We start from the raw sequence: 23958 nt of genomic DNA on the forward strand, positions 1-23958 counted from the left end.
TTTTTCCAGCTGTCGAGCCCCTGGGAAAATGTTCGGATCAATCGTCATAGCTGTGCCCCGCGCGCAGGCCCTCGCGAACGCGATGGGCGATCTCGAGGAATTCCGGCGTCTCGCGGATGTCGAGGGTCCGCTCGCGCGGCAGGGTCGATTGGATCACGTCATGGACACGGCCCGGGCGCGGGCAGAGCACGACGATCTTGGTGGACAGGAACACCGCCTCCGGGATCGAATGGGTGACGAAGACCACGGTCTTGTTCGTCTTTGCCCAGAGTTTCAGCAGCTGCTCGTTGAGGTGATCGCGCACGATCTCGTCAAGCGCGCCGAAAGGCTCGTCCATCAGCAGAAGGTCGGGATCGAAGGATAGCGCGCGCGCGATGGAGGCGCGCTGTTGCATGCCGCCCGAGAGCTGCCACGGGTATTTCTTCTCGAAGCCGGCGAGATTGACCAACTCCATGTTGCGACGGGTGCGCTCCTCCCGCTCGACCCTGGAAAAACCCATGATCTCCAGCGGCAGGGCGATGTTGTCGGCGATCGTGCGCCAGGGGTAGAGTGCCGCCGCCTGGAAGACGTAGCCATAGGCGCGGGCAAGGCGCGCCTCTTGCGGGCTCATGCCATTGACCGTGATTGATCCACCGGTCGGGGCCTCAAGGTCGGCGATCACCCGCAGGAGCGTGGTCTTGCCGCAACCCGACGGCCCGATGAAGGAGACGAAATCGCCCGGCGCGATCTCCAGGTCGATGTCGGAAAGGGCATGGACCGGACCGTCATTGGTCTCGAAGGTCAGCGACAGGTTGTCGATGTCGATGACGGGCGCGATCGCCTCTTCCGCTGGCCGTGCTTGCATCCTTACCCCGCCTCCCTCTCGCGTCCCGGTCAAGGCGGCTCATGCCGCGCACATGACGCCCTCTCGACAAAGCAAGAGGCGGGCCAAATGAGCCCGCCTCGTCTCTTCACACGCCGCTTTGCGGAATACCCTTGCGCTCCACCTTGCGTGGCGCGGTCAGTTCCTTCCAGGTCGACAGCGCCTTGTTGACCGCCTGGAACGGCTCACGGGCGACAAAGCGGCCATGACCTTCCTCGGGCTTGAGGGTGCCGTCATCGACGGCGACACGCCCGCGCGTCAGGGTGAAACGCGGCAGGCCGGTCACCTCCTTGCCTTCGAACACATTGTAGTCGATGGACGACTGCTGGGTCGCCGCCGAAATGGTCTTCCGCCTGTTCGGATCCCAGACGACGAGGTCCGCGTCCGCGCCGACCAGAACCGCGCCCTTTCTCGGGTAGACGTTCAGGATCTTGGCGATGTTGGTCGAGGTGACGGCCACGAATTCATTCATGGTGAGCCGGCCGGTCGCGACCCCGTGTGTCCAGAGCATCGGCATTCGGTCCTCAAGCCCGCCGGTGCCATTGGGAATCTTGGTGAAATCACCGATACCCGTGCGCTTCTGCTCGGTGGAGAAGGCGCAATGGTCGGTCGCGACCACCTGCAGCGATCCCGACTGGAGCCCAGCCCAGAGGCTGTCCTGATGCTTCTTGTCGCGGAACGGAGGCGACATGACCCGCCGCGCGGCGTGATCCCAGTCCGGATGACGGTACTCGCTGTCATCCAGCGTCAGATGCTGGATCAGCGGCTCGCCGTAGACGCGCTTGCCCTGCTGTCGTGCCCGGCGGATCGCCTCGTGGCTCTCCTCGCACGATGTGTGCACCACATAGAGCGGCACGCCGGCCATGTCCGCGATCATGATGGCGCGGTTTGTGGCCTCGCCCTCCACCTGCGGTGGACGGGAATAGGCATGGGCCTCGGGGCCATTGTTCCCTTCCGCGAGCAGGCGGGCGGAGAGGTCGGCGACCACATCGCCGTTCTCGGCGTGGACGAGAGGCATCGCGCCAAGTTCCGCGCAGCGCTGGAAAGAGGCGAACATCTCGTCGTCCTCCACCATCAGCGCGCCCTTGTAGGCCATGAAATGCTTGAAGGTGTTGATGCCCTTCTCACGCACGACGGTCTCCATCTCGTTGAAGACCTGCTCGTCCCACCAGGTGACCGCCATGTGGAAGGAATAGTCGCAATGGGCACGGGTGGACTTGTTGTCCCAGCGCGTCAGGGCCTCGAGCAGCGACTGCCCCGGCGAGGGGAGACAGAAATCGACCACCATCGTCGTGCCGCCGGCAAGGGCGGCGCGAGTGCCGCTCTCGAAATCATCGGAGGAATAAGTGCCCATGAAAGGCATCTCGAGATGCACATGCGGGTCGATGCCTCCGGGCATGACGTAGCAGCCGCTCGCGTCCAGCACCTCGTCTCCCGAGAGATCGGGGCCGATCTCGACGATGATGCCACCGTCGATCTTCACGTCGGCCCTGTAGGTGAGATCGGCCGTGACGACCGTTCCGCCCTTGATCACCTTCGTTGCCATTGCCGTTCCCCTCTCTCGTTTTGCTTTCAGGCCGTCAGGCCATCGTGATCTCGTCCCTGCGTCCCGGTCTCCAGCGGCACGTCATCGTGCCCGGACGTTCCCGCCCCCCCGGGCGCCGCGACTTATTCCGCGACTTCGGCCGCCTCAAGCACCGCGTGAAGGAGCACATCCGCACCGGCCTTGGCCCAGTCCTTCGTGATCTCCTCCGCCTCGTTGTGCGACAGGCCGTCGACGCAGGGGCACATGATCATTGCCGTCGGCGCCACCTTGTTGACCCAGCAGGCATCATGGCCGGCGCCGGAGATGATGTCGGTATGGCTGTAGCCGAGCTTTTCGGCTGCGTTTCGCACCGCCTTGACGCAGGTCTCGTCGAACGTCACCGGGTCAAAATGACCGGCCACCTCGATCGCGACCGACAGCCCAAGATCCTCGGCGATCTTCGGCGCACACTCCTCGAACTCCGCCTTCATGGCGTCGAGCGTCTCCTGGTCGGGCGAGCGGAAGTCGATGGTGAAGACCACCTTGCCCGGAATGACGTTGCGCGAATTGGGATGAACGTCGCAATGACCGATGGCCCCGACGGCACGCGGCTGGTGCTTCATGGCGATCTCGTGCACCAGTTCCGTCATGCGCGCCATGCCGAGGCCGGCGTTTCGACGCATGGGCATGGGCGTCGATCCGGTATGGCTGTCCTTGCCGGTGACGGTGACCTCGAGCCACCACAGGCCCTGGCCATGGGTGACGACGCCGATGTCCTTGCCCTCGGCCTCAAGGATTGGCCCCTGTTCGATATGAAGCTCGAACATGGCGTGGATCGCGTCCTTGCGCGCTCCGACCTCCTCGTCGCCGACCCAGCCGATGCGCTCTAGTTCCTCGCCGACCGTCTTTCCCTCCGCGTCGGTACGCCCGTAGGCCCAGTCGAGGTCATGCACGCCGGCGAAGACGCCCGAAGCGAGCATGGCGGGCGCGAAACGCGTGCCTTCCTCGTTGGTCCAGTTGGTCAGCACGATGGGACGGCGGGTCCTGATGTCGAGATCATTGAGCGCGCGCATGACCTCGAGCCCACCAAGAACCCCGAGAACCCCGTCATACTTGCCGCCCGTCGGCTGGGTGTCGAGGTGGGACCCCATGTAGACGGGCGTGGCATCGGGATCGGTCCCGGCACGCGTCATGAACATGTTGCCAAGCTTGTCCACGCCCATGGTGAGGCCGGCATCCTCGCACCACGCCTGAAACAGCTTTCGCCCCTCCGCATCCGCGTCGGTCAGCGTCTGGCGATTGTTTCCGCCGGCGACGCCGGGACCGATCTTCGCCATCTCCATCAGGGAATCCCAGAGACGCTCGGGATCGATGCGGAGGTTCTGGCCCGGTGCTGCTGCCATGATGCGCGCTCCTATTTCAGTTCGGTTTCGATGAAGGACATCGTCGCCGTGCCCTCGTTGACGACATTGTGCTCGACGCCCTCGTCACGGCGGTAGACCGTACCGGAGGGCATGGTGACCGACCGGGTCGCCCCACCGGGCTCCTCGAGCAGCATGTTGCACTCGCTCAGCGTCGTGATGACGTAGTCCATGGCATGACGATGCCAGCCTGTTTCCGCGCCCGGCGCGAAGTCGAAGCGGGTGACGCGAACCTTCTCGTCGTCGATCAGCGTGGTGGCCTGCGCCTGCGGGCGACCCTGTCCGTCTCCACTCATGCTCTCACTCCATGTTCGGGAAGGTGTAGACGGCCCCGTCCTTGATGCCGGCGGGCCAGCGCGTGGTGATGGTCTTCAACCTCGTGTTGAAGCGCACCCCCTCCATTCCGTAGATCGAGTGATCGCCGAAGAGCGAGCGTTTCCAGCCGCCGAAGGAGAAATAGGCGACCGGCACCGGGATCGGCACGTTAATGCCGACCATGCCCACCTCGATGCGGTCGGCGAAGGCCCGGGCCGCATCGCCGTCGCGGGTGAAGATCGCGGTGCCGTTGCCGTATTCGTGGGTGTTGATGAGGTCGAGAGCCTCGTCGTAGTCGCCGGCGCGCACCACGGAGAGGACCGGGCCGAAGATCTCCTCGCGGTAGATCGTCATGTCCTTCGTCACCCGGTCGAACAGCGTCCCGCCGACGAAATACCCGTTCTCGTAGCCCTGGAGGCTGAACCCGCGCCCGTCCACCCGCAGGTCCGCGCCTTCCTTCTCGCCCTGGTCGATGTAGGACAAGACCTTGCGCATGTGCTGTTCGGTGACGACCGGCCCCATTTCGGCGTCCTTGTCGGTGGCAGGGCCGATCTTCAGCGCCTGCACGCGGGGCACCAGCTTCTCGACCAGCGCATCGGCGGTCTTCTCGCCGATGGGAACCGCCACGGAGACAGCCATGCAGCGTTCGCCGGCGGATCCGTAGCCGGCTCCCATCAGGGCATCCGCCGCCTGGTCCATGTCCGCATCCGGCATGACGATCATGTGGTTCTTGGCGCCGCCCAGCGCCTGCACGCGTTTCCCGTTGGCCGTGCCGGTCGAATAGACGTATTCGGCGATCGGCGTCGATCCGACGAAGGACACCGCCTTCACGTCCGGGTGAGTCAGGAGAACGTCGACCGCCTCCTTGTCGCCATGCACCACGTTCAGCACGCCATCGGGAAAACCCGCCTGCTGGAACAGGTCGTAGACGACCATCACCGCGGATGGGTCGCGCTCCGAAGGCTTGAGAACGAAGGTGTTCCCGCAGGCGACAGAGATCGGATACATCCACAGCGGCACCATGGCCGGGAAGTTGAACGGCGTGATGCCGGCGACGACGCCGAGCGGCTGGCGGTCGGAGTGGCTGTCGATGGCCGGGCCCACATTGCGGGCGAACTCGCCCTTCAGCAGGTGCGGAATGCCGCAGGCGAACTCCACCACCTCGATGCCGCGTGCGACCTCGCCCAGCGCATCGTCATGGGTCTTGCCGTGCTCGACCGAGATCGCGCGGGCGATGTCGTCGGCATGGGCGGACAGAAGCTCCTTGAAGCGGAACATCATGCGCGCGCGCTTCAGCGGCGGCGTGTCGCGCCAGGCCGGGAAGGCCGCCTTCGCGACGGCGATCGCCTCGCCGACCTCCTCGGCGGTCGAGAGCGGCAGGGTCGCCGTCTGCTCCCCTGTGGCCGGGTTGAACACGCCCTGGGTGCGGGACGAGCGGGAGGTCTTGCGGCTTCCGCCGATGGCATTCTCGATGGTGGTCATGACCCTCAGTCCAGATTGGTCAGCACGTCGCGGATCGTTCCGACCAGGCGGTCGATCTCGCTCTTCTCGATGATGAGAGGCGGCGACAGCGCGATGATGTCGCCCGTGGTGCGGATGAGACAGCCGGCCTCGTAGGCGGCGAGGAAGGCGGAGAAGGCACGTTTCGTCGGTTCGCCGGCGATCGGTTCGAGCTCGATGGCCCCGATCAGGCCGATGTTGCGAATGTCGATGACGTGGCGGGTGTCCTTCAGCGAGTGAAGCGCGTCTTCCCAATAGGGCCCGAGTTCCGCCGCGCGGGTCAGAAGCCCCTCTTCCTCGTAGGTGTCGAGCGTGCCGAGAGCGGCCGCGCAGGCCACCGGATGACCGGAATAGGTATAGCCGTGGAAGAACTCGATCAGGTGCTCCGGCCCGTTCATGAAGGCATCGTGCACATGCGAGGCGGCGAAGACGGCGCCCATCGGGATCACGCCGTTGGTGATGCCCTTGGCGGTGGTCACGAGATCGGGCACGACGCCGAAATGGTCGACCGCAAAGGGCGAGCCCAGCCGCCCGAAACCGGTGATGACCTCGTCGAAGATCAGCAGGATGCCGTTCTGGTCGCAGATCTGGCGCAGCCGTTCCAGATACCCCTTCGGCGGGATGAGAACGCCCGTCGAACCGGCCACCGGCTCCACGATCACGGCGGCGATGGTCGACGCGTCGTGCAACTGCACCAGGCGGATCAGTTCCTCCGCATACTCCGCCCCCGTCTCGGGCTGGCCGCGCGAGAAGGCGTTGCGCTCCAGATCGTGGGTGTGGCGAATGTGATCGACCCCGCCGAGCAGCGTGCCGAACATCTTCCGGTTGGCGACGATGCCACCCACCGAAATACCGCCGAAGTTGACGCCATGATAGCCGCGCTCGCGCCCGATCAACCGCGTGCGGGCGCCCTCTCCGCGCGCCCTGTGGTAGGCAAGCGCCATCTTCAGAGCCGTTTCGACGGACTCCGAGCCGGAGTTGGTGAAGAAGACATGGTCGAGGGGCTTCGGCATCATCGCCACCAGGCGGGCGGCAAGCTCGAAGGCCGCCGGATGCCCCATCTGGAAGGCCGGCGCATAGTCGAGTTCGGCGATCTGACGCTGCACCGCCTCGGTGATGCGCGGCCTCGCGTGACCGGCATTGCAGCACCACAGGCCGGCGGTGCCGTCGAGCACATCCCGGCCCTCGGCGGTCTTGTAGTACATGCCTTCCGCACCGACGAACATGCGCGGGGTCTTCTTGAACTGCCGGTTCGCGGTGAACGGCATCCAGAACGCTTCGAGATTGTTGGTGAGAGCCGGCTGCGACATGGAACCTCCCTGCGGCCGCACCGGAGGTGACGGACGGCCGTTCTGCCTGACAGTTCCGGGCCGGCGCGTACACGCGTCGATACCCCGCCACGAGAACGGGATCCGCGCACGTCAGGGATCACGCTTCCCCTGTCGGGAGGCATGTCCGCTGGTGCCACAAGCACGCGGTTCCTGTCCGGCGGGGCCGGCCCGATGTTCCCCTTTGCCGGTGTTCGGGACCTTGTCCCGTATCCGGCCAGCCGCCGCTTTCACGCGGCGACCTCAGTCTGGAAGTCGCGGCCCCGATCGTTTTTCCGGGCGGCGGCCTGTCGCCGCCGGACCCGTGTGCCGGTGGTCCGCATCGTCTTGAGCGTTGCGTCAGGTCGCAAAACCTGACCAAATGGTCAAGGCGAGCGTAGGAAGCCCCGCACAACCGGTCAAGACCAATTTTGCGGCGTGCCTGCCGCTTCATCGGGCGGCGGAGGGAAAGCGGGCGAAACGAAGGGTGGCTGCCGGGCATGAGCGAGGCGCGGGGCACGGATGAAACAGGCGAACCGGCGCGGGGGCAGGGAGCCGAACGCCCCGGCAACAGGGGCGCCATCCGTGCTGAGAACGAACGGCTGATCCTGAAGGCGGCCGAGGAAGTCTTCGCGGAGAGCGGTTTTCGCGGCGCGACGACGGGCATGATCGCCGAGCGTGCCGGCATCCCGAAGGCCAACCTTCACTATTATTTCCCGACCAAGGAAGCCCTCTACCGGCGCGTGGTCGAGCACATCTTCAACATCTGGCTCGACGCGGCCAACTCCTTCGACGAGAACGACGATCCGGTTGACGCACTGACCTCTTACATCTCCAAGAAGATGGACATTTCGCGCGAGCATCCCACCGGCTCCAAGGTCTGGGCCAACGAGATCCTTCATCGCGCGCCGGTGATCCAGGACTATCTGGAAACCACGCTGCGCGACTGGACGGCATCGCGCGTTGCAGTCATCCGGCGTTGGATCGCGGACGGACGGATCGCGCCCGTGGATCCGCATCACCTTCTCTACATGATCTGGGCGACGACCCAGCATTATGCGGACTTCAATCACCAGATCGCGACGCTCAACGGTGGGCATCCCCTTGACGAGGAGCAGTTCGCCAGCGCAAAGCGGACCGTGACGGAGATCATCCTGACGGGCATCGGCGCGCGCGCGAACCGGTCCGCCGACAAAACGGACACATGAACATGGACGCGAGCCCGGAGCGTGACGGCAAGACCCCGCCGAAGACGGCGGCGGCCCCACGTACGCGCATTCAGGAGAAGAACCGCGCCCGCATTCTCGACGCGGCGCTGGCGACGTTCTCCCGCTACGGCTATCGCGGCGCGCGCGTGGAGCAGATCGCCGAGGACGCGGGCATGTCGAAGTCCAACCTGCTCTACTACTTCGGCTCCAAGTCGGCGATCTACAAGGCCGTGCTGGCCGACCTCCTGGACCGGTGGCTGGCGCCGCTGCGCACGCTCGACCCCGACGGCGACCCGCGCCAGGAACTGACCGCCTATATCGAGGCGAAACTCCGCTTCTCGGCCGAGTGTCCCGAAGCCTCCCGTCTGTTCGCAAACGAGGTGATGCAGGGCGCGCCGATGATCCGGGACGTTCTGGAGGGGCCGCTCAAAAGCCTTGTCGCTGAGAAGTCGGACGTCCTTCGCCACTGGGCCGCGCGCGGACTGATCCGCGACATCGACCCGCCGCATCTCATCTTCCTGATATGGGCGACGACACAGCACTATTCCGACTTCGCCACGCAGATCGCGGCGATCACCGGGACGGGCATCGGGGACGAGAACTTCCGCAAGGCGGCTCTCGACACGCTGACCGGGCTGGTCTTCGAGGGGCTGATGCCCCGCCGGTGACGCCGGCGCGCGCCCCAACACCTGCTTGATCCAGCTCCCGTCGCCCGTATTCTGGAGGCGATGCCGCAGGCGCGCGGGTGCGCCATGGCCGGATCGGGGAGATCCCATGCGCAAGTCCGTCGTCGTCGCTGCCTCCGTCCTCTTTCTCGCCCTGGCCCCGAGCGGGCCGGCACAGGCCGCAAGATGCGGCAACAACGCCGCCGGCTTTCCCGCGTGGCTGGAAAGCTTCAAGCGTGAAGCGGTGGCCGCCGGCATCTCGCGCGCGACCGTGGAGAGCGCGCTTGGCGGGATGACCTACAACAGGAAGGTGATCCGCCTCGACCGGAACCAGAAGTCCTTCAAGCTCTCCTTCGAGAAGTTTCTCGCCCGGCGCGCACCGCCCTCGACGATCGCGATCGGCAAGCGCAGGCTGAAGCAGCACTGGGTGATCCTCGATCGGGTCGAGCGCAAGTTCGGCGTGCAGAAGGAGGTGATCGTCTCGATCTGGGGGCTGGAATCGGGCTTCGGATCCTTCACGGGAAACATCCCGATCTTTTCCTCACTCTCCGCGCTTGCCTACGACTGCCGGCGCTCGGCGTTCTTCACCAACGAGCTGATGAGCGCCCTGAAGATCGCCGACAAGGGCTACATGCGTGTCCGGGACATGAAGGGCGCCTGGGCCGGCGAGATCGGCCAGACCCAGTTCCTGGCGTCAAGCTATCTGCGCTTCGCGGTCGACTATGACGGTGACGGGCGTCCGAACCTCATTCGCAGTCCGGCCGACGTCTTCGCCTCCACGGCCAACTTCCTGCGTCAGCATGGCTGGCAGAAGGGTGGCGACTGGTCGCCCGGCTCGCGCAACTACGCGGTGCTGCGCGACTGGAACCGGGCCGAGGTCTACCGCAAGACGATCGCCTATTTCGCAAGCCAGCTCCGCCAGTAGGCCGAAACATCAGGCCCGCGCGCGCGACCCACGCATCTGGAGGAGCACGGTCGCGACGGTCGTCACGCCGACGCCGGCAAGGCTCCAGATGCCGGGCGCCGGCGCCCCCAGAAGAAGCGTTTCGACGAGGACGAAGGACGGCAGCAGGTAGGTGTAGGCCATGACGGGCCCGGCCGGCAGTCGCAGGCTCGCATAGGTGGCGCAGAAGAAGCTCGTGGCAGTCGGAAACACCGCCAGATAGACGATGCCCGCGAACACGCCCGGAGACAGATCCGACCAGTCGGTTTCGACCAGCGGGCCGCGCGCATGGACCAGAAGCAATGCCGCGCCCGTGACGAGGATCCAGAAGTTGAAGGTCTCCAGCGCCTCCCCGCGATTGAGCAGCCGCATCAGCGGCGCATAGAAGGCATAGGCGGCCACGCCCACCAGATAGATCCGCTCACCGGGCCCGAACTCCAGCCGCAGGAGACGGGAGAGGTCGTCGCCGAACAACACGAGCAGCGCGCCCGCGGCTCCCACGCCGAGGCACACGACCTGAAGACGCGAAATGCGCTGCCCCAGGATCGCGAGCCCCGCAAGGGCGGTGAAGGCGGGAAGCAGGGTGAACACGGCCCCCGCGTTGAGCGCACTGGTGAGACGCAACGCCTCGAACATCGTGACGAAGAAGACGTCCAGAAAAACCGCGATCACGAAATAGACCGGCAGACGCGCCAGCGGCGGCCAGTGCCAGCGACCACGCCATACGGCGATCGCCGCAAAGATCGCCGCCGCGAGCAGGAAGCGCAAGGCGGTCAGCAACGCCGGGTCGAGTGCATGGGTGATCGCGTGGCCGACCGGAAAGGAGGTCGAGACGAGAAACGCGAAACCGAGCATCGCCAGATGGGCGCGCCCGGTCTCGCCTGAAGCGGCGGTCGCGGTATCGCTCACCGCGTCCCGCCTGTCATCACATGCCTCATTCGGCGGCTTCCATCACTCGGTTGGGATTGTTGGGATGGGTCGTCCAGTTCGCGTAGGTCCGGTCGATCGGCTTGCCCGTACGCGGGTCGGTGCCTTCCGTCATCTCGACCATGGAGATGCAATTCTCGACCGGGCACACGGAGACGCAGAGATTGCAGCCCACGCACTCCTCGTCAATCACCTCGAAATGGCGCAGCCCGTCCTTCATGGCCGTGATCGCCTGATGCGACGTGTCCTCGCAGGCGATGTGGCAGCGGCCGCACTTGATGCAGGCATCCTGGTCGATCTTCGCCTTGACGATGTAATTCAGGTTGAGTTGCTGCCAGTCGGAAACGGCCGGCACGGCCTTGCCGACGAACTGGTCGACGCTGGTGTAGCCCTTCTCGTCCATCCAGTCCGAGAGGCCGGAGATCATCTCCTCGACCACACGGAAGCCGTAGGTCATCGCGGCCGTGCAGACCTGCACCGTGCCCGCACCGAGCGCCATGAACTCCGCCGCGTCGCGCCAGGTGGTCACGCCGCCGATGCCGGAAATCGGCAGGCCGCGCGTCTGGGCGTCGCGGGCGATCTCCGCCACCATGTTGAGCGCGATGGGCTTGACCGCCGGCCCGCAATAGCCGCCGTGAGCGCCGCGCCCGTCAATCACCGGCGCCGGCGACATCTGGTCGAGATCGACCGACACGATGGAGTTGATGGTGTTGATCAGCGACACCGCGTCGGCACCGCCCGCATGGGCGGCCCGCGCGGGCTGGCGAATGTCGGTGATGTTGGGCGTAAGCTTGACGATCACGGGCATCCGCGTGTGCTGCTTGCACCAGCGCGTGACCATCTCGATGTATTCGGGCACCTGACCGACGGCCGAGCCCATGCCGCGCTCCGACATGCCGTGCGGACAGCCGAAGTTGAGTTCGATTCCGTCGGCCTCGGTCTCCTCCACGCGTTTCAGGATGTCGATCCAGTTCTGCTCTTCGCAGGGCACCATGAGCGACACGACGAGGGCGCGGTCCTTCCAGTCGCGCTTCACCTGCTTGATCTCACGCAGGTTCGTCTCGAGTGGCCGGTCGGTGATGAGCTCGATGTTGTTGAATCCCGTCAGCGTGCGATCGTGGCCGTGGGTCGCGCCGTAGCGCGGACCGTTGACGTTGACGACCGGCGGGTCCTCACCGAGCGTCTTCCACACGACGCCGCCCCAGCCCGCCTTGAAGGCGCGCACGACGTTGTATTCCTTGTCGGTCGGCGGCGCGGAGGCCAGCCAGAACGGGTTTGGCGACTTGATGCCGAGAAAGTCGCTGCGAAGGTCTGCCATTGCGTTTTCCCCCTGTTGCGTTCGGGGACACGGGATGGCGGCAGGCGCGGCAGTCTCCAATGATACTGCCGGCTGGCCCGCCGCACGGTGTCGGTGGCGGGCCGCTCAGGCGGCTGCGGAAACGGCGGAAAGGCGCTCGTGGATGCTGCGCGCGGCAAGCTTGCCGTCCTCGACGGCGGCCACCGTCAGGTCGTCGCCCCCGGCGATACAGTCACCGCCCGCCCACACATCGTCGAGAGACGTGCGCCGGGTCTCGTCGACCCGGATGCGTCCGCCCTCGAGTTCGGGAACCGTGCCCTCGAGCGGATCGGCAACGAAGCTCTGGCCGATGGCCTTGAACACCTGGTCGGCGGGAAGACGCAAGATCTCGTCCGTTGCGACAAGCCCGCCGTCCGCGCCGGCACAGGTGCGGGCGAGTTCGATTGCCTGGACCTGGCCGTCCGCTCCCAGGAGCCGGACCGGCTGCAGCCATTCGCGGATCACGACGCCATTGGTCAGCGCCACTTCCTGCTCATAGGGGCTCGCCTTCATGGCGTCGCGGTCGCGGCGGTAGGCGATCGTCACCTCCTCCGCGCCGAGCCTGCGGGCCTGGACGGCGATGTCGATCGCGGTCATGCCGCCACCGATGACGACCACCCGCCGGCCTATGGGAAGGCTGGCGAGATCCTCCGCCTGGCGCAGCCCGGCGATGTAGTCGACCGCGTCGAGCACCCCGGAAAGCTCCTCGCCCTCCGCCTTCAGCGCATTGACACCGGCAAGGCCCATGCCGAGGAAGACCGCGTCGAAGTCGGCGCGCAGGCCCGCAAGCGTCATGTCGCGGCCCAGCGCCTTGTCACAGCGGATTTCGATGCCGCCGATGGAGGTGACGAAGGACACTTCCCGCTGGGCGAAGTCGTTGGTCGTCTTGTAGGCGGCAATTCCGTATTCGCTCAACCCGCCCGGCTTCTCGCGGGCCTCGAAGATCGTCACCTCGTGACCGAGGCGCGCAAGCGCGTGCGCACACGACAGTCCGGCCGGTCCGGCGCCGACGACGGCAACCCGCCGCCCGGTCGAAGCCCCGCGCGTGAAGGGATGGCGCTGCGGATCATCCAGATAGGTGTCGGTGGCATGCCTCTGGAGCAGCCCGATCTGCACCGGTCTGTCCTCGGAGAGGTTCCTGACACAGGCCTCCTCGCACAGCGTCTCGGTCGGGCAGACCCTTGCGCACATTCCGCCCAGGATGTTCTCCGCGAAGATCGTCTTCGCGGCACCGATCTCGTTGCCCGTCGAGATCTGGCGGATGAAGCCCGGAATGTCGATCGAGGTCGGACAGGCGATCGTGCAGGGCGCATCATAGCAGTAATAACAGCGGTCTGCTTCCACACGCGCCTCGCGGGCGCCGAGCGGCGGATGAAGATCGTCGAAATTCTCGAGATAGTCGTCAGCGGTCAGGCGGGCACCGCGAATGTCGGCGCCTGCGAGTACGTCAGCCATGGCTGCACCTCCGCAACGGCCGGCGGCGCGTCCTCACGGAAAGCGGCCGGCCCGTGTTTCCCTCTGGAGCGCGGGCCCTGCGCAACACGAAAAAGGCCCGGCGCCGGTTCTGGCTCTGGCGATCGGTGCGGCGCCTCCTCTCTTGCCGGGAGATCTTCCGCAGAGGTCATTGGGCCGAATTTTGACCAATTAGTCAAATTTTTTGTGCGCCGCGACGCCCGCCCGCCGCTGCGTGAGGTCCCGCGCGGACTTGGCCAGTGGCCCGCAGCCGTGTAGAGCCGGACGGACCGCAATCCTGCGGGCTCCGATGAGCGGACCGGCCGCTTCGTCTGCCCGTGACCGGGAGGACCTGATGACGACACCCGTGCTTTACGACTACTGGCGCTCCTCGGCGGCCTACCGGCTGCGCATCGCGCTCGGACTCCTCGGCATCGAGCACGAAAGCGTTTCGGTGAACCTGCTCAAGGGCGAGCACCGTGCGCAAGCCCATCTGGCGCGCAATCCGCAAGGGCTCGTTCCCGCGCTCGAGATCGACGGCGCCATGCTCACCCAGTCGGTCGCGATCCTCGAGTATCTTCATGACACGAGAGAAAACAGCACGCTGCTCCCCGCGGACGCGCTCGGCCGTCACCGGGTGCGCGCGCTCTCGCACCTGATCGCCATGGAGATCCATCCGATCTGCAACCTGTCCATCACCGCGCGGGTGGTCGAACTCGCCGGGGGCGGGGACGAACTGCGTGTCGCATGGATGAAGGAGAATATCGGTCGCGGCCTCGCCGCCCTGGAGACGATGCTCGGCGACAGCCGTACCGGCACCTTCTGTCATGGCGACACGCCGACGATGGCCGACATCTGCCTCGTGCCGCAGATCTACAACGCCCGGCGCTGGGGCGTCGACCTGGATGCCGTGCCCCGGATCGTCGAGATCGACGCGGCGTGCAACGCGCTGGACGCGTTCGCCCTCGCCCATCCCGACAAGGTGGGCGCACCGACCGCGTGATCCGGCTTCCCGGCCCGCACGGACCGGGATAGGCTCGCATCATGACGACGAGCGACGCTCCCGGTCCGGCACTGCCGGAACCCGCCGACAGCACCTCACGAAGCGCGCGCGCCGCCGGACAACCGGCGGTGCCCTTTGCCTTTCTTCTGGCGGCGCAATTCGTGATCGCCGCCGCCGGCCTCGTGGTGGAGATCGTGGCCGGGCGGATGCTCGCCCCCTATGTCGGCATGTCGCTCTACACCTGGACAGCGGTGATCGCGGTGGTTCTCGCCGGCTTTTCCGCCGGTCACTGGGCCGGCGGGCTGCTGGCCGACCGGCCGCTTCGCACCGGGTTGCTGGCGCTCGCCGCATCCGGTGTCCTTGGAGCCCTGACCACGCTCGCGGCGCTGCCGCTCATCGCCGTACTGTCCGGCCCGTTGCTTTCGGCCCTTTCCGACCCTGTCTCGGGGATCGTCGCGCTCGCCACGGCGCTCTTCTTTCTGCCCTCCTTCGCCGCCGGCATTCCCTCGCCGATCCTGGCACGCATCGCCATCCAGAACCGCGACCGCAGCGGGCGAGCGCTCGGCGCGCTCCACGCCGTCTCCGCGATCGGCGCCATCGCCGGGACACTGGCCGCGGGATATGTCTTCATTTCCTGGCTCGGCACGGCCCGCACGCTCATCGCCGTTGCCGGCTGCTACGTGGCTTTCGCGCTTGCCTGCCTCTGGATGGTTCGGCGGGCAACGCGCGGCACGGGAAGCGGACACGGCACGGTCCTCCCGGTCGCCATCCTCACCGTTCTGGCCGGCGGCGCGCTTCTTGCCGCGCCCGCCACGGTGACAGGCGCCTGCGACACGGAAAGCCGTTATTACTGCATTCGCTCGCTGGACATCTCCGACGAGATCGGCGCTAACGCCCGCGTGATGGTCATCGACCACCTCGGCCACGGCATCAACGTGATCGGCGCGCCGCTGCGCCTGGAAATGCCCTATGCTGCGATCATCGACGCGGTGGCGCGCGAACGGCTTGCAGGCGTGCCGTCTTCCGCCTTCTTCGTCGGCGGCGGCGCGCTCACCCTGCCGCGCGCCTGGAGCGTGGACGCCCCCGCCCCCGGTCTCGTTGTCGCCGAGGTCGATCCGCAGGTGACACGCATCGCGGCGCGTGACTTCGACGTCGATCCGGCGCGCTTCACGGTGCGCCACGGCGACGCCCGCCGCCTGCTGCGCGAGGAGGGCGCGTTCCAGGTCGTTGTCGGCGACGCGTTCACGGACATTGCCGTACCCGCCCATCTCGTCACGCGGGAATTCTACGGCGAGATCCGCGCCCGTCTCGCGCCCGGCGGTTTCTATGCCATGAACCTGATCGACCACATGACCCGGTTGCAGGCCCTGGCCGCCACCGTGAAGACGCTCGGGAGCGTGTTTCCCGTGGTGGAGGTCTGGGTGGAAGCGGACGATTTCACTGCCGGGGGCCGCACGACCTTCGTGCTCGTGGCGGGCGATACGCCGACGGCACGCGGACGGATGGTGCTTGCCCCCACGGCGGCCGGCAGCGCCTCGCGCATCATCGCAAGGATGCCGGAAAAGCGGGTTGCCGGGCTGGTCGAGCGACTCGATCCGCCACTTCTCACCGACGACTATGTGCCCATCGACCGGCTCATGGGACCGGAAAGCTGACACCACGCGCGCCGGGCTTGATACGGCGCCCCGGGGCAACCACCTGACAACCGGCGCAAGCGGCCGCCTGCGCGACACCGATCAGGAGACACCGGATGCTCGTCACCACCACCAGCACGCTCCAGAACCGCGAGATCGCCGACTACCACGGCGTCGTCACCGGCGAAGCCATCCTGGGCGCCAACATCTTCAAGGATCTCTTCGCCGGCATTCGCGACATCGTCGGCGGCCGCTCGGCCGCCTACGAGGAAGAGCTGATGCGCGCCCGCGAGATCGCCATGGAAGAGATGCAGGCCCGCGCCGAACGGCTTGGCGCGAATGCAGTGATCGGTGTCGACATCGACTATGAAACCGTTGGCCAGAACGGCTCCATGCTGATGGTGAGCGCGACCGGAACCGCCGTCAGCGTGCGCTGAGAGCCGACCTTCCGGATATGAAAACGGCGGAGCCCGGGGCCCCGCCGTTTCCTGTTTCCCTGCATCACGGACGCCGGCTTACTCGAGACCCTCGAAGAGGGCCGTGGAAAGGTAGCGCTCGGCAAAGGAGGGGATGATGACGACGATGCGCTTGCCGGCCATCTCGCCGCGCGCGCCGACCTTCAGCGCCGCCACGAGAGCCGCACCCGAGGAAATGCCGACCGGAAGCCCCTCGAGGCGGGCGACCTTGCGCGCCATCTCGAACGCGGCGTCATTGCCGACCGTGACGACCTCGTCATAGATCTTCGTGTCGAGCACGCCGGGCACGAAGCCCGCACCAATGCCCTGGATCTTGTGCGGCCCCGGATTGCCGCCGGACAGGATCGGGCTGTCCTCGGGCTCCACCGCGACCACATGCAGGTCCGGCTTCTTTTCCTTCAGCACCTGGCTGACACCGGTGATCGTGCCACCCGTGCCGATGCCGGAAACGAAGACATCCACATTGCCGCCGGTATCGTTCCAGATTTCCTGCGCCGTCGTGGCGCGGTGGATCGCCGGATTGGCCGGGTTTTCGAACTGCTGCGGCATGACCGCGTCGTCGATCTCGCCGACGAGCTCCTCGGCGCGCGCCACCGCGCCCTTCATGCCCTTCGGCCCCTCGGTGAGCACCAGTTCGGCACCGAGCAGCTTGAGCATCTTGCGGCGCTCGATGGACATCGTCTCGGGCATCACCAGGATGAGACGGTATCCCTTGGCCGCGGCCACGAAAGCCAGCGCGATGCCGGTGTTGCCGGAGGTCGGCTCGACCAGCGCGGTCTTTCCCGGGGTGATCTTGCCCTCGGCCTCGAGCGCCTCGATCATCGACACGCCGATGCGGTCCTTGACGCTTGAAATCGGGTTGAAGAACTCGAGCTTCGCCAGGATCTCGGCCTCGACGCCAGCATCCTTCGCCAGGCGGTCGAGCCGCACGATCGGCGTGTCGCCGATGGTTTCGGTGATGGAGGCATAGATCCGGCCGCGGCCGGGCGTCTTGTCGCTCATGTCGGTCTCCCTGTCTGGCGCGGACACCCTCGTTCGCCCGCGCGTCGTGTAGGGCAATGTAGGAGGCAGAACCGCCCGTGACGAGGGGCGCCGTCAGGCCGGCCGGATCGCTTCACGCAAACCGGTTCCACTGAAACGCCGTTTCGTGGAATTTCGTTCCGGGATCGGCAGTTTACCCGTCAGTGCCGACCGGTCGAGCCGAAGCCGCCCTCTCCCCGTCCGGTGTCGTCCAGGTCGCCAACCTCGAGCAGTTCGGCGCGCGAGACCGGCGCCACCACCATCTGGGCGATGCGGTCGCCACGCTCGACGACGAAGGTCTCGTGGCCGAGGTTGACCAGGATGACCTTGATCTCACCGCGATAATCGGCGTCGATCGTGCCGGGCGTGTTGAGCACCGTCACGCCGAAGCGGGCGGCCAGTCCCGAGCGGGGGCGCACCTGCGCTTCCGTGTGCGGCGGCAGGGCAATGGCGATGCCGGTCGGAACAAGCGCACGTGCTCCGGCAATGATCTTGACCGGTGCCTCAACGGCCGCCAGCAGGTCGAGGCCGGCGGCCTCGTCGCTCTGGTAGGAGGGCAGCGGCAGGTCGGCGCCATGCGGCAGGCGGCGCACGCGAACGGGAACGGTCATGAAGGGTTTCCTCGTCTGTAGACCGGCTCGGGTGCCGGCCAGGGGGATCTGCGAAGCGGAAGGAAAGCCGCGCTCCTCCTCAGGAGGCGGCGAGACGACGGGCGATTTCCCGGACCAGCCGGCGAGCCACCTCGTCCTTGGCAAGGGTCGGCCACGTTGAGACGCCGGCCTCCTCGACCAGACGAACCGTGTTGGCGTCTCCGCCCATGACGCCATGCTCCGGAGAGACGTCATTTGCGACGATCATGTCCGCGCCCTTGCGCCGGAGCTTGGCGGTCGCATTGTCCAGAAGCGCATCGGTCTCGGCGGCGAAGCCGACCACGAGGCGCGGACGCAGGGTCGAATGGCGTCCGACGGTGGCAAGGATGTCCGGGTTCTCGGCAAGTTCCAGCGCCGGAATGCTGCCGCTGCCGTCCTTCTTGATCTTGCTGCCGCTTTCCGACACGGCGCGCCAGTCGGCGACAGCCGCCGCCATCACCGCCACGTCGGCGGGAAGCGCCTCCTCGACCGCGGAAAGCATCTGGCGGGCGGTCTCGACGCGCACCACGTCGACGCCTTCCGGATCCGCAAGTCCGACGGGGCCGGACACGAGGGTGACCCGCGCACCGGCTCTTGCGAGCCAGCCGGCGATGGCAAATCCCTGTTTTCCCGACGAGCGGTTGGCGATGTAGCGGACCGGGTCGATGGGCTCATGCGTGGGGCCGGCGGTGATCAGAACATGCCGCCCCGCCAGGATTCCGCGTATCCCGTCATCGTCGTCGCGCGCGGCAAGCATCGAACGAAGCGCCTCGACGATCTCGAGCGGCTCCGCCATGCGGCCCACGCCCGCCTCGCCCTGCTCTGCCATCTCACCGGCGTTCGGTCCAACGACATGCGCCCCGTCGCCGCACAGCGTCGCAACATTGCGCCGGGTGGCCGGATGCGACCACATGGCCGGGTTCATCGCCGGTGCGACGAGCAGCGGCCGGTCGGAGGCAAGAAGAACCGCCGTCGCGAGATCGTCGGCGAGACCGTTCGCCATCCTGGCCATCAGGTTGGCAGTCGCCGGAGCGACCACGATCGCATCCGCCTCGCGGGCCAGGCGAATGTGACCGACATCATGCTCGTCGTCGCGGTCGAACAGCTCGGTGAACACCTTGTCGCCGGTCAGCGCGCCGACCGTTAGCGGTGTGACGAAGCGCGTCGCCCCCTCGGTCATCACGCAGCGCACGCGCGTCCCGCGCTCGCGCAGCCGGCGAATGAGATCGAGGCTCTTGTAGGCGGCGATACCGCCGCCGATGACGAGCAGGATACGGGTGTCGGTCAGGCTCACGGCCGGAATCTCCGCAAGGAAACCGCCCGGCGCGCGGCGTGGGCGGTCATGTCAGCATCCGGCGCCCGTCGCGGCGCCCCTCTTTCCGGCCCGACGCCTCCCGCCGGCCTCAGCCGCCGAAGGACCTCGGTGCCGGCGAAATGACACGCGATCCCTGCCCCGTGACCTCGTAGATCGCGAGACCACGCTGGTTCGTGCCGTCACGCTCGAAACGGAACACGCCATCGATGCCGAGGAAGCCGTCCCGGTTGGTCAGTACCTGCTCCGAGAACCGCGCCTGACCGGCGGACCGCACGAGCCCCGCCGCAAGGATCGTCCCGTCATAGGCAAGTGTCGCGTTGCGCGGAGGACGGCTGCCGAACTTCGCCTGATAGCGCTCGGCGAAGGCGTTGAAGCCGGAGGCGTCCGGACCCGGGTACCAGGCGCCCGTCAGCGGCGCGGCGTTGAGCACCTGCTGGTTTTCCCACTGTCCCGAACCAAGCAGCTTCACGTTGCCAAGGTTCACGCCGCTGGAGGACAGCGTCTGGGCCACGAAGGGAGCCACGTTGCCGGCGGGCACGAAGATCGCATCCACCTGGGACCCGATCTGCGCGATCTTGGCGAGGCGCGCGGTCAGGTCCGTCGTATCGTTGCCCGCAAGCTTGTAGCGCTCGATGGCGACGATGCGCCCGCCCGCGCGGCCGACCTCCTGCCGGAACGCCGCCTCGGCGACCGCACCATAGGTGTCGTCGGGCAGGATCGCGGCAAAGGAACGCTTGCCTTCGCGGGCGGCATAGGAAACGACGCGGCTCACGTCGCTGCGAGGCAGGAAGCTCAGCAGGTAGACGCCACGCGAGGCAACGGATTCGTCGCTGGAAAAGGCAACGACCGGCACGCCCGACGAGCGGGCCACGCTGGCCGCCCCGCCGACCGCCGGCGCGAAGACCGGGCCGAGGATCAGCTCGGCGCCTTCCGTGATGGCCGCCTGGGCGGCGACGCGCGCGCCTTCGGCCGTACCGCCGGTATCCTTCACCAGGATCTGAATGTCGGCGCCCTGGAAGTCGGACAACGCCAGTTCGGCCGTGTTGCGGAACACGCTGGCGATGGAGGTGGCGCTGCCGCCGCCGGTCATCGGAAGCAACATGGCGACGCGCACGGAGCCCGTGCCGACGGTCTCGCCGCGCGCCGCGGGCTGCGTCGGCGTGGACGGATATCCCGGGTATTCACCCAATGTCGATCCGGTACAGGCGGCGAGAAGCAGGCCCGCCGCGACGGCGAACCCCGCACGCAGCCCGGTACGCCGTGAAGGGGCCCAGCCCCGGCCCGAAAGGCTCTTGCCCATGAAACCTTGCACCTCGTCCGCTCTCCCGTCGCCGAAAGGCGTGTGTCGAAATCCCTGCCCGGGCCTGATTGTCCCGTTCAACGCGATGATTACCAGCCCCTTTCGCAGGCTGCAAATGCCAAGCGGCGCGCCCGGCCTTGGCCTGCCCCGCGTTTCCTGTCACAACGGGCCGACCGCCCGCCGCATCCGTTCGGCCGGCGCCCCGTCAAGACGCCCGCGCCAGCCGGCCACCGGGCCAGCCGCAAGGACCTTCCGCGAGATGAGCGCCCGTCCGCCAGAGCCGAGCGAACCCGACGAGGAAACGGAGGCCGACGCGTTCGCGGAAGCGACCGGAACCGCCTCGCGCGACTTCTTTCTCGCCGGCCAGCGCATCCCCGCCCGCAGGCCGGCGCCAGGGCTCTACATCGTCGCGACCCCGATCGGCAACCTCGGCGACATCACACTGCGCGCGCTCGAAACGCTGGCGACGGCTGACCTCGTCGCCTGCGAGGACACGCGCGTGACGTCCAAGCTGATGCACCGCTACGGCCTGAAGACCCCGCTGACCGCCTATCACGAGCACAACGCGGAGCGCGCCCGGCCCCGGCTGCTTTCAGCCCTTGGCGAAGGCGGCGTGGTCGCCCTCGTGTCGGACGCGGGCACCCCTCTCGTTTCCGACCCCGGTTACCGCTTGGTGCGCGACGTTCTGGCCGAGGGGCACCAGGTCATCCCGCTGCCGGGGGCAAGCGCCCCGCTCGCCGCGCTCGTCGGCGCGGGCCTGGCAACGGACACGTTCTGTTTTGCCGGCTTCCTTCCGGTAAAGCAGGGACAGCGACGCAGCCGGCTTGCCGAACTCGGCGGCATTCCCGCGACGCTGGTCTTCTTCGAAAGTCCGCGACGGGTCGCCGCGACCCTCGCCGACATGGCCACGACACTTGGTGCGGAGCGCGAGGCGGTCGTGGCGCGCGAGCTCACAAAGGCGTTCGAGACCTTCGAGCGCGGAACACTCGCCGAGCTTCACGACCGTTTCGCGGACGAGAACGTGCGCGGCGAGATCGTCATTGTCGTCGCGCCGCCCGAGGCCGGGCACGATGCCGATCCGGAAGACGCGGACGCGCTGCTTGCCGCCGCTCTCGCGACCATGAAACCGGCGGGCGCGGCCAAGGAGGTGGCGCGGGCAACCGGCATCGACCGCAAGGTGCTCTATGCCCGTGCCATGGAGCTGAAATCCGCGGACCGGAAGGACGAAACGCCATGACAAAGATCATCATGGTCTTCTTCGCGCTCGTCGCGGCGATCCAGGTCATCAAGCCGCTGGGCTGGCCGGGCCTCAGGCATCGCCGGGACGCGTGGAAGCTGGCGCTCGGCGGATTCGTCGTCGCGGTGGCGGCGATCGTCTTTACCGCGATGTTCCAGCCCGTCGGCTGAGGGCGCGGCAGTGGTGGGGCGGACGACAGGCGGCGACGGGGAAAAGGGACCGGCGCGTCGCAGGCCGAGGCCCGCAGCCTATCGCCTAGGCCTGCGCGCGGAAGCGCTCGCCGCGCTTTTCCTGCGGCTGAAAGGCTGGCGCATCCTGGCGCGGCGCTACAAGGCCGGCACCGGCGAGATCGACATCATCGCCCGACGGGCGAAGACCGTGATCTTCGTGGAGGTGAAGGCGCGCGCGACCCGGGACGCCGCCCTTGCCGCCATCACGCCCCACGCCGCACGGCGCATCTCGGCCGCCGCCCGCCAGTGGCAGTCCGGACGCGGGGACCTTCAAGACGCCACGCTGCGCTTCGACGCGGTTCTGGTCGTGCCCCTGCGCCTTCCCGAACATGTCTCCAACATCTTCGAGGGGCAGTAGCACCGGCCGTTAGCCGGGTGAAACATCGTGACATCTGGACAAGAGGCGTCCGCGCCCGCATATGCTTCGACAACGCCGCGCTCCGGGTGTCCCCTCTCCGGACCGCCTTCCCTATCGCCTCCGCTCCCGGAGAACGCCATGTCCAGCACCACGTCTTCCGCACAACCCGGCCCTGCCGGGTCAGGTACCCATCGCACGGGCCGTCCTCTCAAGGTCGCCGTGCAGATGGATCATATCCGCAGCATCAACATTGCCGGCGACAGCGCCTTCGCGCTGATGCTCGAGGCGCAGGCGCGCGGGCACGAACTCTTCCACTACACGCCCGACCGGCTCGCCATGATCGGCAACACAGTCACGGCCGGCCTGGAGCCGGTGGAGGTTCGTGACGAACCGGGCAATCACTTCAGCCTGGGCGAGAGCGTCGTCACCGATCTTTCCGAAGTGGACGTGGTGCTCATGCGCCAGGACCCGCCCTTCGACATGGCCTATGTCGCGGCCACCCACATGCTGGAGAAGATCCACCCCAAGACGCTGGTGGTGAACGATCCGGCTTCCGTGCGAAACGCGCCGGAAAAGCTGTTCGTCACCGAGTTCCCCGACCTGATGCCGGAGACGCTCATCACCCGCGACCGGGACGCGATCGACGCCTTCCGCGCAAGGCATGGCGACATCGTCATGAAGCCGCTCTTCGGACATGGCGGCGCGGCCGTCTTCCGTATCACGGCGGACGATCTCAACTACGGCTCGCTCTACGACTTCTTCGCCGCCACGTTCCGCGAGCCCTGGGTTATCCAGCGCTTCCTGCCGAATGTCTCCAAGGGCGACAAGCGCATCCTGCTCGTCGACGGCGAGTTCGCCGGAGCCGTGAACCGGGTGCCTCAGGAAGGAGACCTGCGCTCCAACATGGTGCGCGGCGGCGCCGCCCGAGAGGCGGACCTGAGCGAGCGCGAGCGCGAGATCTGTGCCCGCCTCGGCCCCTCGCTCCGCGAGAAGGGCCTGATCCTGGTCGGCATCGACGTGATCGACGGCTTCCTCACCGAGATCAACGTCACCGCACCGACGGGCATCCGCGCCGTCGCAAGGCTCGGCGGACCGGACATCGCGGCAAGGCTTTGGGACACGGTCGAGGCGAAGCGCGCCTCCGCCTGACGCCTGTCGCCGCACAGCGAGGCAGCACGCACACCGCGAGACGCAACCGGACCCCCTCCCTCCGGTTGCCTGCACGCCATGCTTGCGCTAGGTTGCAGGCATTGACAGTGCAGTCATTGCGCGTGCCGCCCCTCGGGGCCTGGCGG

The 23958-nt window shown here is 67.1% G+C and carries 23 protein-coding genes; 10 read left to right on the forward strand and 13 right to left on the reverse strand.

Translation table 11 applies throughout. The features are described 5' to 3' along the window. Window positions 1-37: 37 nt before the first annotated feature. From ACYX4S_RS17195 to aptA, 6 genes are all read right to left on the reverse strand, one after another. On the reverse strand, window positions 38-844 hold the full coding sequence (locus ACYX4S_RS17195) for an ABC transporter ATP-binding protein (protein WP_476361081.1): 807 nt from the start codon (window positions 842-844) through the stop codon (window positions 38-40). 106 nt (window positions 845-950) lie between these two features. Next, on the reverse strand, window positions 951-2408 hold the full coding sequence (hydA, locus tag ACYX4S_RS17200) for a dihydropyrimidinase (protein ID WP_293717625.1): 1458 nt from the start codon (window positions 2406-2408) through the stop codon (window positions 951-953). Between the two features lie 122 nt (window positions 2409-2530). Continuing rightward, entirely contained in the window at window positions 2531-3790 is a 1260-nt protein-coding gene (locus tag ACYX4S_RS17205; protein WP_476361082.1) for a Zn-dependent hydrolase, read from the reverse strand. An 11-nt stretch (window positions 3791-3801) separates the two neighbouring features. Next, entirely contained in the window at window positions 3802-4104 is a 303-nt protein-coding gene (locus ACYX4S_RS17210) for a cupin domain-containing protein (RefSeq protein ID WP_293717621.1), read from the reverse strand. Between the two features lie 4 nt (window positions 4105-4108). After that, window positions 4109-5605, reverse strand: a complete 1497-nt coding sequence (locus ACYX4S_RS17215; protein WP_476361083.1) for a CoA-acylating methylmalonate-semialdehyde dehydrogenase — start codon at window positions 5603-5605, stop codon at window positions 4109-4111. A gap of 5 nt (window positions 5606-5610) precedes the next feature. After that, window positions 5611-6933 carry an omega-aminotransferase AptA gene (gene aptA, locus ACYX4S_RS17220; protein ID WP_476361084.1) on the reverse strand — a complete coding sequence of 441 codons (1323 nt, stop codon included), beginning with the start codon at window positions 6931-6933 and terminating at the stop codon, window positions 5611-5613. 497 nt (window positions 6934-7430) lie between these two features. Between aptA and ACYX4S_RS17225 the strand changes: the two genes are divergently transcribed. From ACYX4S_RS17225 to ACYX4S_RS17235, 3 genes are all read left to right on the forward strand, one after another. Then, the gene (locus ACYX4S_RS17225; protein WP_476361085.1) at window positions 7431-8138 is read left to right on the forward strand and encodes a TetR family transcriptional regulator C-terminal domain-containing protein; all 708 of its coding nucleotides are present in this window, start codon (window positions 7431-7433) and stop codon (window positions 8136-8138) included. After that, window positions 8135-8806: a TetR family transcriptional regulator C-terminal domain-containing protein gene (locus ACYX4S_RS17230; protein WP_476361086.1), complete on the forward strand. Its 672-nt coding sequence runs from the start codon at window positions 8135-8137 to the stop codon at window positions 8804-8806. The genes ACYX4S_RS17225 and ACYX4S_RS17230 overlap by 4 nt, the downstream gene beginning before the upstream one ends. Window positions 8807-8912: 106 nt before the next feature. Further along, window positions 8913-9728, forward strand: a complete 816-nt coding sequence (locus ACYX4S_RS17235; protein WP_476361087.1) for a lytic murein transglycosylase — start codon at window positions 8913-8915, stop codon at window positions 9726-9728. Between the two features lie 9 nt (window positions 9729-9737). Here the strand turns inward: ACYX4S_RS17235 and ACYX4S_RS17240 are convergent, their stop codons facing one another. From ACYX4S_RS17240 to ACYX4S_RS17250, 3 genes are all read right to left on the reverse strand, one after another. Beyond that, a complete protein-coding gene (locus ACYX4S_RS17240; RefSeq protein WP_476361088.1) occupies window positions 9738-10655 on the reverse strand; it encodes a DMT family transporter in 918 nt (305 codons plus the stop codon). A 25-nt stretch (window positions 10656-10680) separates the two neighbouring features. After that, a complete protein-coding gene (gene preA, locus ACYX4S_RS17245) occupies window positions 10681-11991 on the reverse strand; it encodes an NAD-dependent dihydropyrimidine dehydrogenase subunit PreA (protein ID WP_476361089.1) in 1311 nt (436 codons plus the stop codon). A 105-nt stretch (window positions 11992-12096) separates the two neighbouring features. Next, window positions 12097-13464 (reverse strand): NAD(P)-dependent oxidoreductase, encoded by a 1368-nt coding sequence (locus ACYX4S_RS17250; RefSeq protein ID WP_476361090.1) that lies wholly within the window; start codon window positions 13462-13464, stop codon window positions 12097-12099. A gap of 352 nt (window positions 13465-13816) precedes the next feature. On the opposite strand from ACYX4S_RS17250, the gene maiA reads away from it, so the two are divergent. The 3 genes from maiA (at window position 13817) to ACYX4S_RS17265 (ending at window position 16535) form a co-directional block, all read left to right on the forward strand. Next, window positions 13817-14464: a maleylacetoacetate isomerase gene (gene maiA / locus ACYX4S_RS17255; RefSeq protein WP_476361091.1), complete on the forward strand. Its 648-nt coding sequence runs from the start codon at window positions 13817-13819 to the stop codon at window positions 14462-14464. Window positions 14465-14505: 41 nt separating this feature from the next. Further along, window positions 14506-16119 carry a fused MFS/spermidine synthase gene (locus tag ACYX4S_RS17260; protein ID WP_476361092.1) on the forward strand — a complete coding sequence of 538 codons (1614 nt, stop codon included), beginning with the start codon at window positions 14506-14508 and terminating at the stop codon, window positions 16117-16119. A gap of 95 nt (window positions 16120-16214) precedes the next feature. Continuing rightward, the gene (locus ACYX4S_RS17265; protein WP_293717599.1) at window positions 16215-16535 is read left to right on the forward strand and encodes a heavy metal-binding domain-containing protein; all 321 of its coding nucleotides are present in this window, start codon (window positions 16215-16217) and stop codon (window positions 16533-16535) included. Between the two features lie 78 nt (window positions 16536-16613). On the opposite strand, the gene cysK is transcribed toward ACYX4S_RS17265, so the two are convergent. The 4 genes from cysK to ACYX4S_RS17285 all read right to left on the reverse strand — a co-directional run bounded on the left by cysK (window position 16614) and on the right by ACYX4S_RS17285 (window position 20838). Continuing rightward, window positions 16614-17576 (reverse strand): cysteine synthase A, encoded by a 963-nt coding sequence (gene cysK, locus ACYX4S_RS17270; protein WP_476361093.1) that lies wholly within the window; start codon window positions 17574-17576, stop codon window positions 16614-16616. 179 nt (window positions 17577-17755) lie between these two features. Further along, window positions 17756-18205 (reverse strand): dUTP diphosphatase, encoded by a 450-nt coding sequence (dut, locus tag ACYX4S_RS17275; RefSeq protein ID WP_293717595.1) that lies wholly within the window; start codon window positions 18203-18205, stop codon window positions 17756-17758. A 79-nt stretch (window positions 18206-18284) separates the two neighbouring features. Beyond that, window positions 18285-19517, reverse strand: coding sequence for a bifunctional phosphopantothenoylcysteine decarboxylase/phosphopantothenate--cysteine ligase CoaBC (gene coaBC / locus ACYX4S_RS17280; RefSeq protein ID WP_476361094.1), 1233 nt, complete (start codon window positions 19515-19517; stop codon window positions 18285-18287). Between the two features lie 109 nt (window positions 19518-19626). Beyond that, window positions 19627-20838, reverse strand: coding sequence for a penicillin-binding protein activator (locus ACYX4S_RS17285; protein WP_476361095.1), 1212 nt, complete (start codon window positions 20836-20838; stop codon window positions 19627-19629). Between the two features lie 259 nt (window positions 20839-21097). Here ACYX4S_RS17285 and rsmI point away from each other — a divergent pair, with 259 nt between their 5' ends. The 4 genes from rsmI (at window position 21098) to gshB (ending at window position 23812) form a co-directional block, all read left to right on the forward strand. Beyond that, window positions 21098-22075, forward strand: a complete 978-nt coding sequence (gene rsmI / locus ACYX4S_RS17290) for a 16S rRNA (cytidine(1402)-2'-O)-methyltransferase (protein WP_476361096.1) — start codon at window positions 21098-21100, stop codon at window positions 22073-22075. Beyond that, a complete protein-coding gene (locus tag ACYX4S_RS17295; protein ID WP_293717587.1) occupies window positions 22072-22245 on the forward strand; it encodes a hypothetical protein in 174 nt (57 codons plus the stop codon). The genes rsmI and ACYX4S_RS17295 overlap by 4 nt, the downstream gene beginning before the upstream one ends. A 13-nt stretch (window positions 22246-22258) precedes the next feature. Then, window positions 22259-22663, forward strand: coding sequence for a YraN family protein (locus tag ACYX4S_RS17300; protein ID WP_476361097.1), 405 nt, complete (start codon window positions 22259-22261; stop codon window positions 22661-22663). Window positions 22664-22801: 138 nt separating this feature from the next. Beyond that, on the forward strand, window positions 22802-23812 hold the full coding sequence (gshB, locus tag ACYX4S_RS17305) for a glutathione synthase (RefSeq protein WP_476361098.1): 1011 nt from the start codon (window positions 22802-22804) through the stop codon (window positions 23810-23812). Window positions 23813-23958: the final 146 nt, after the last annotated feature.

It is taken from the genome of Stappia sp. ABD4_338 (assembly GCF_056312175.1).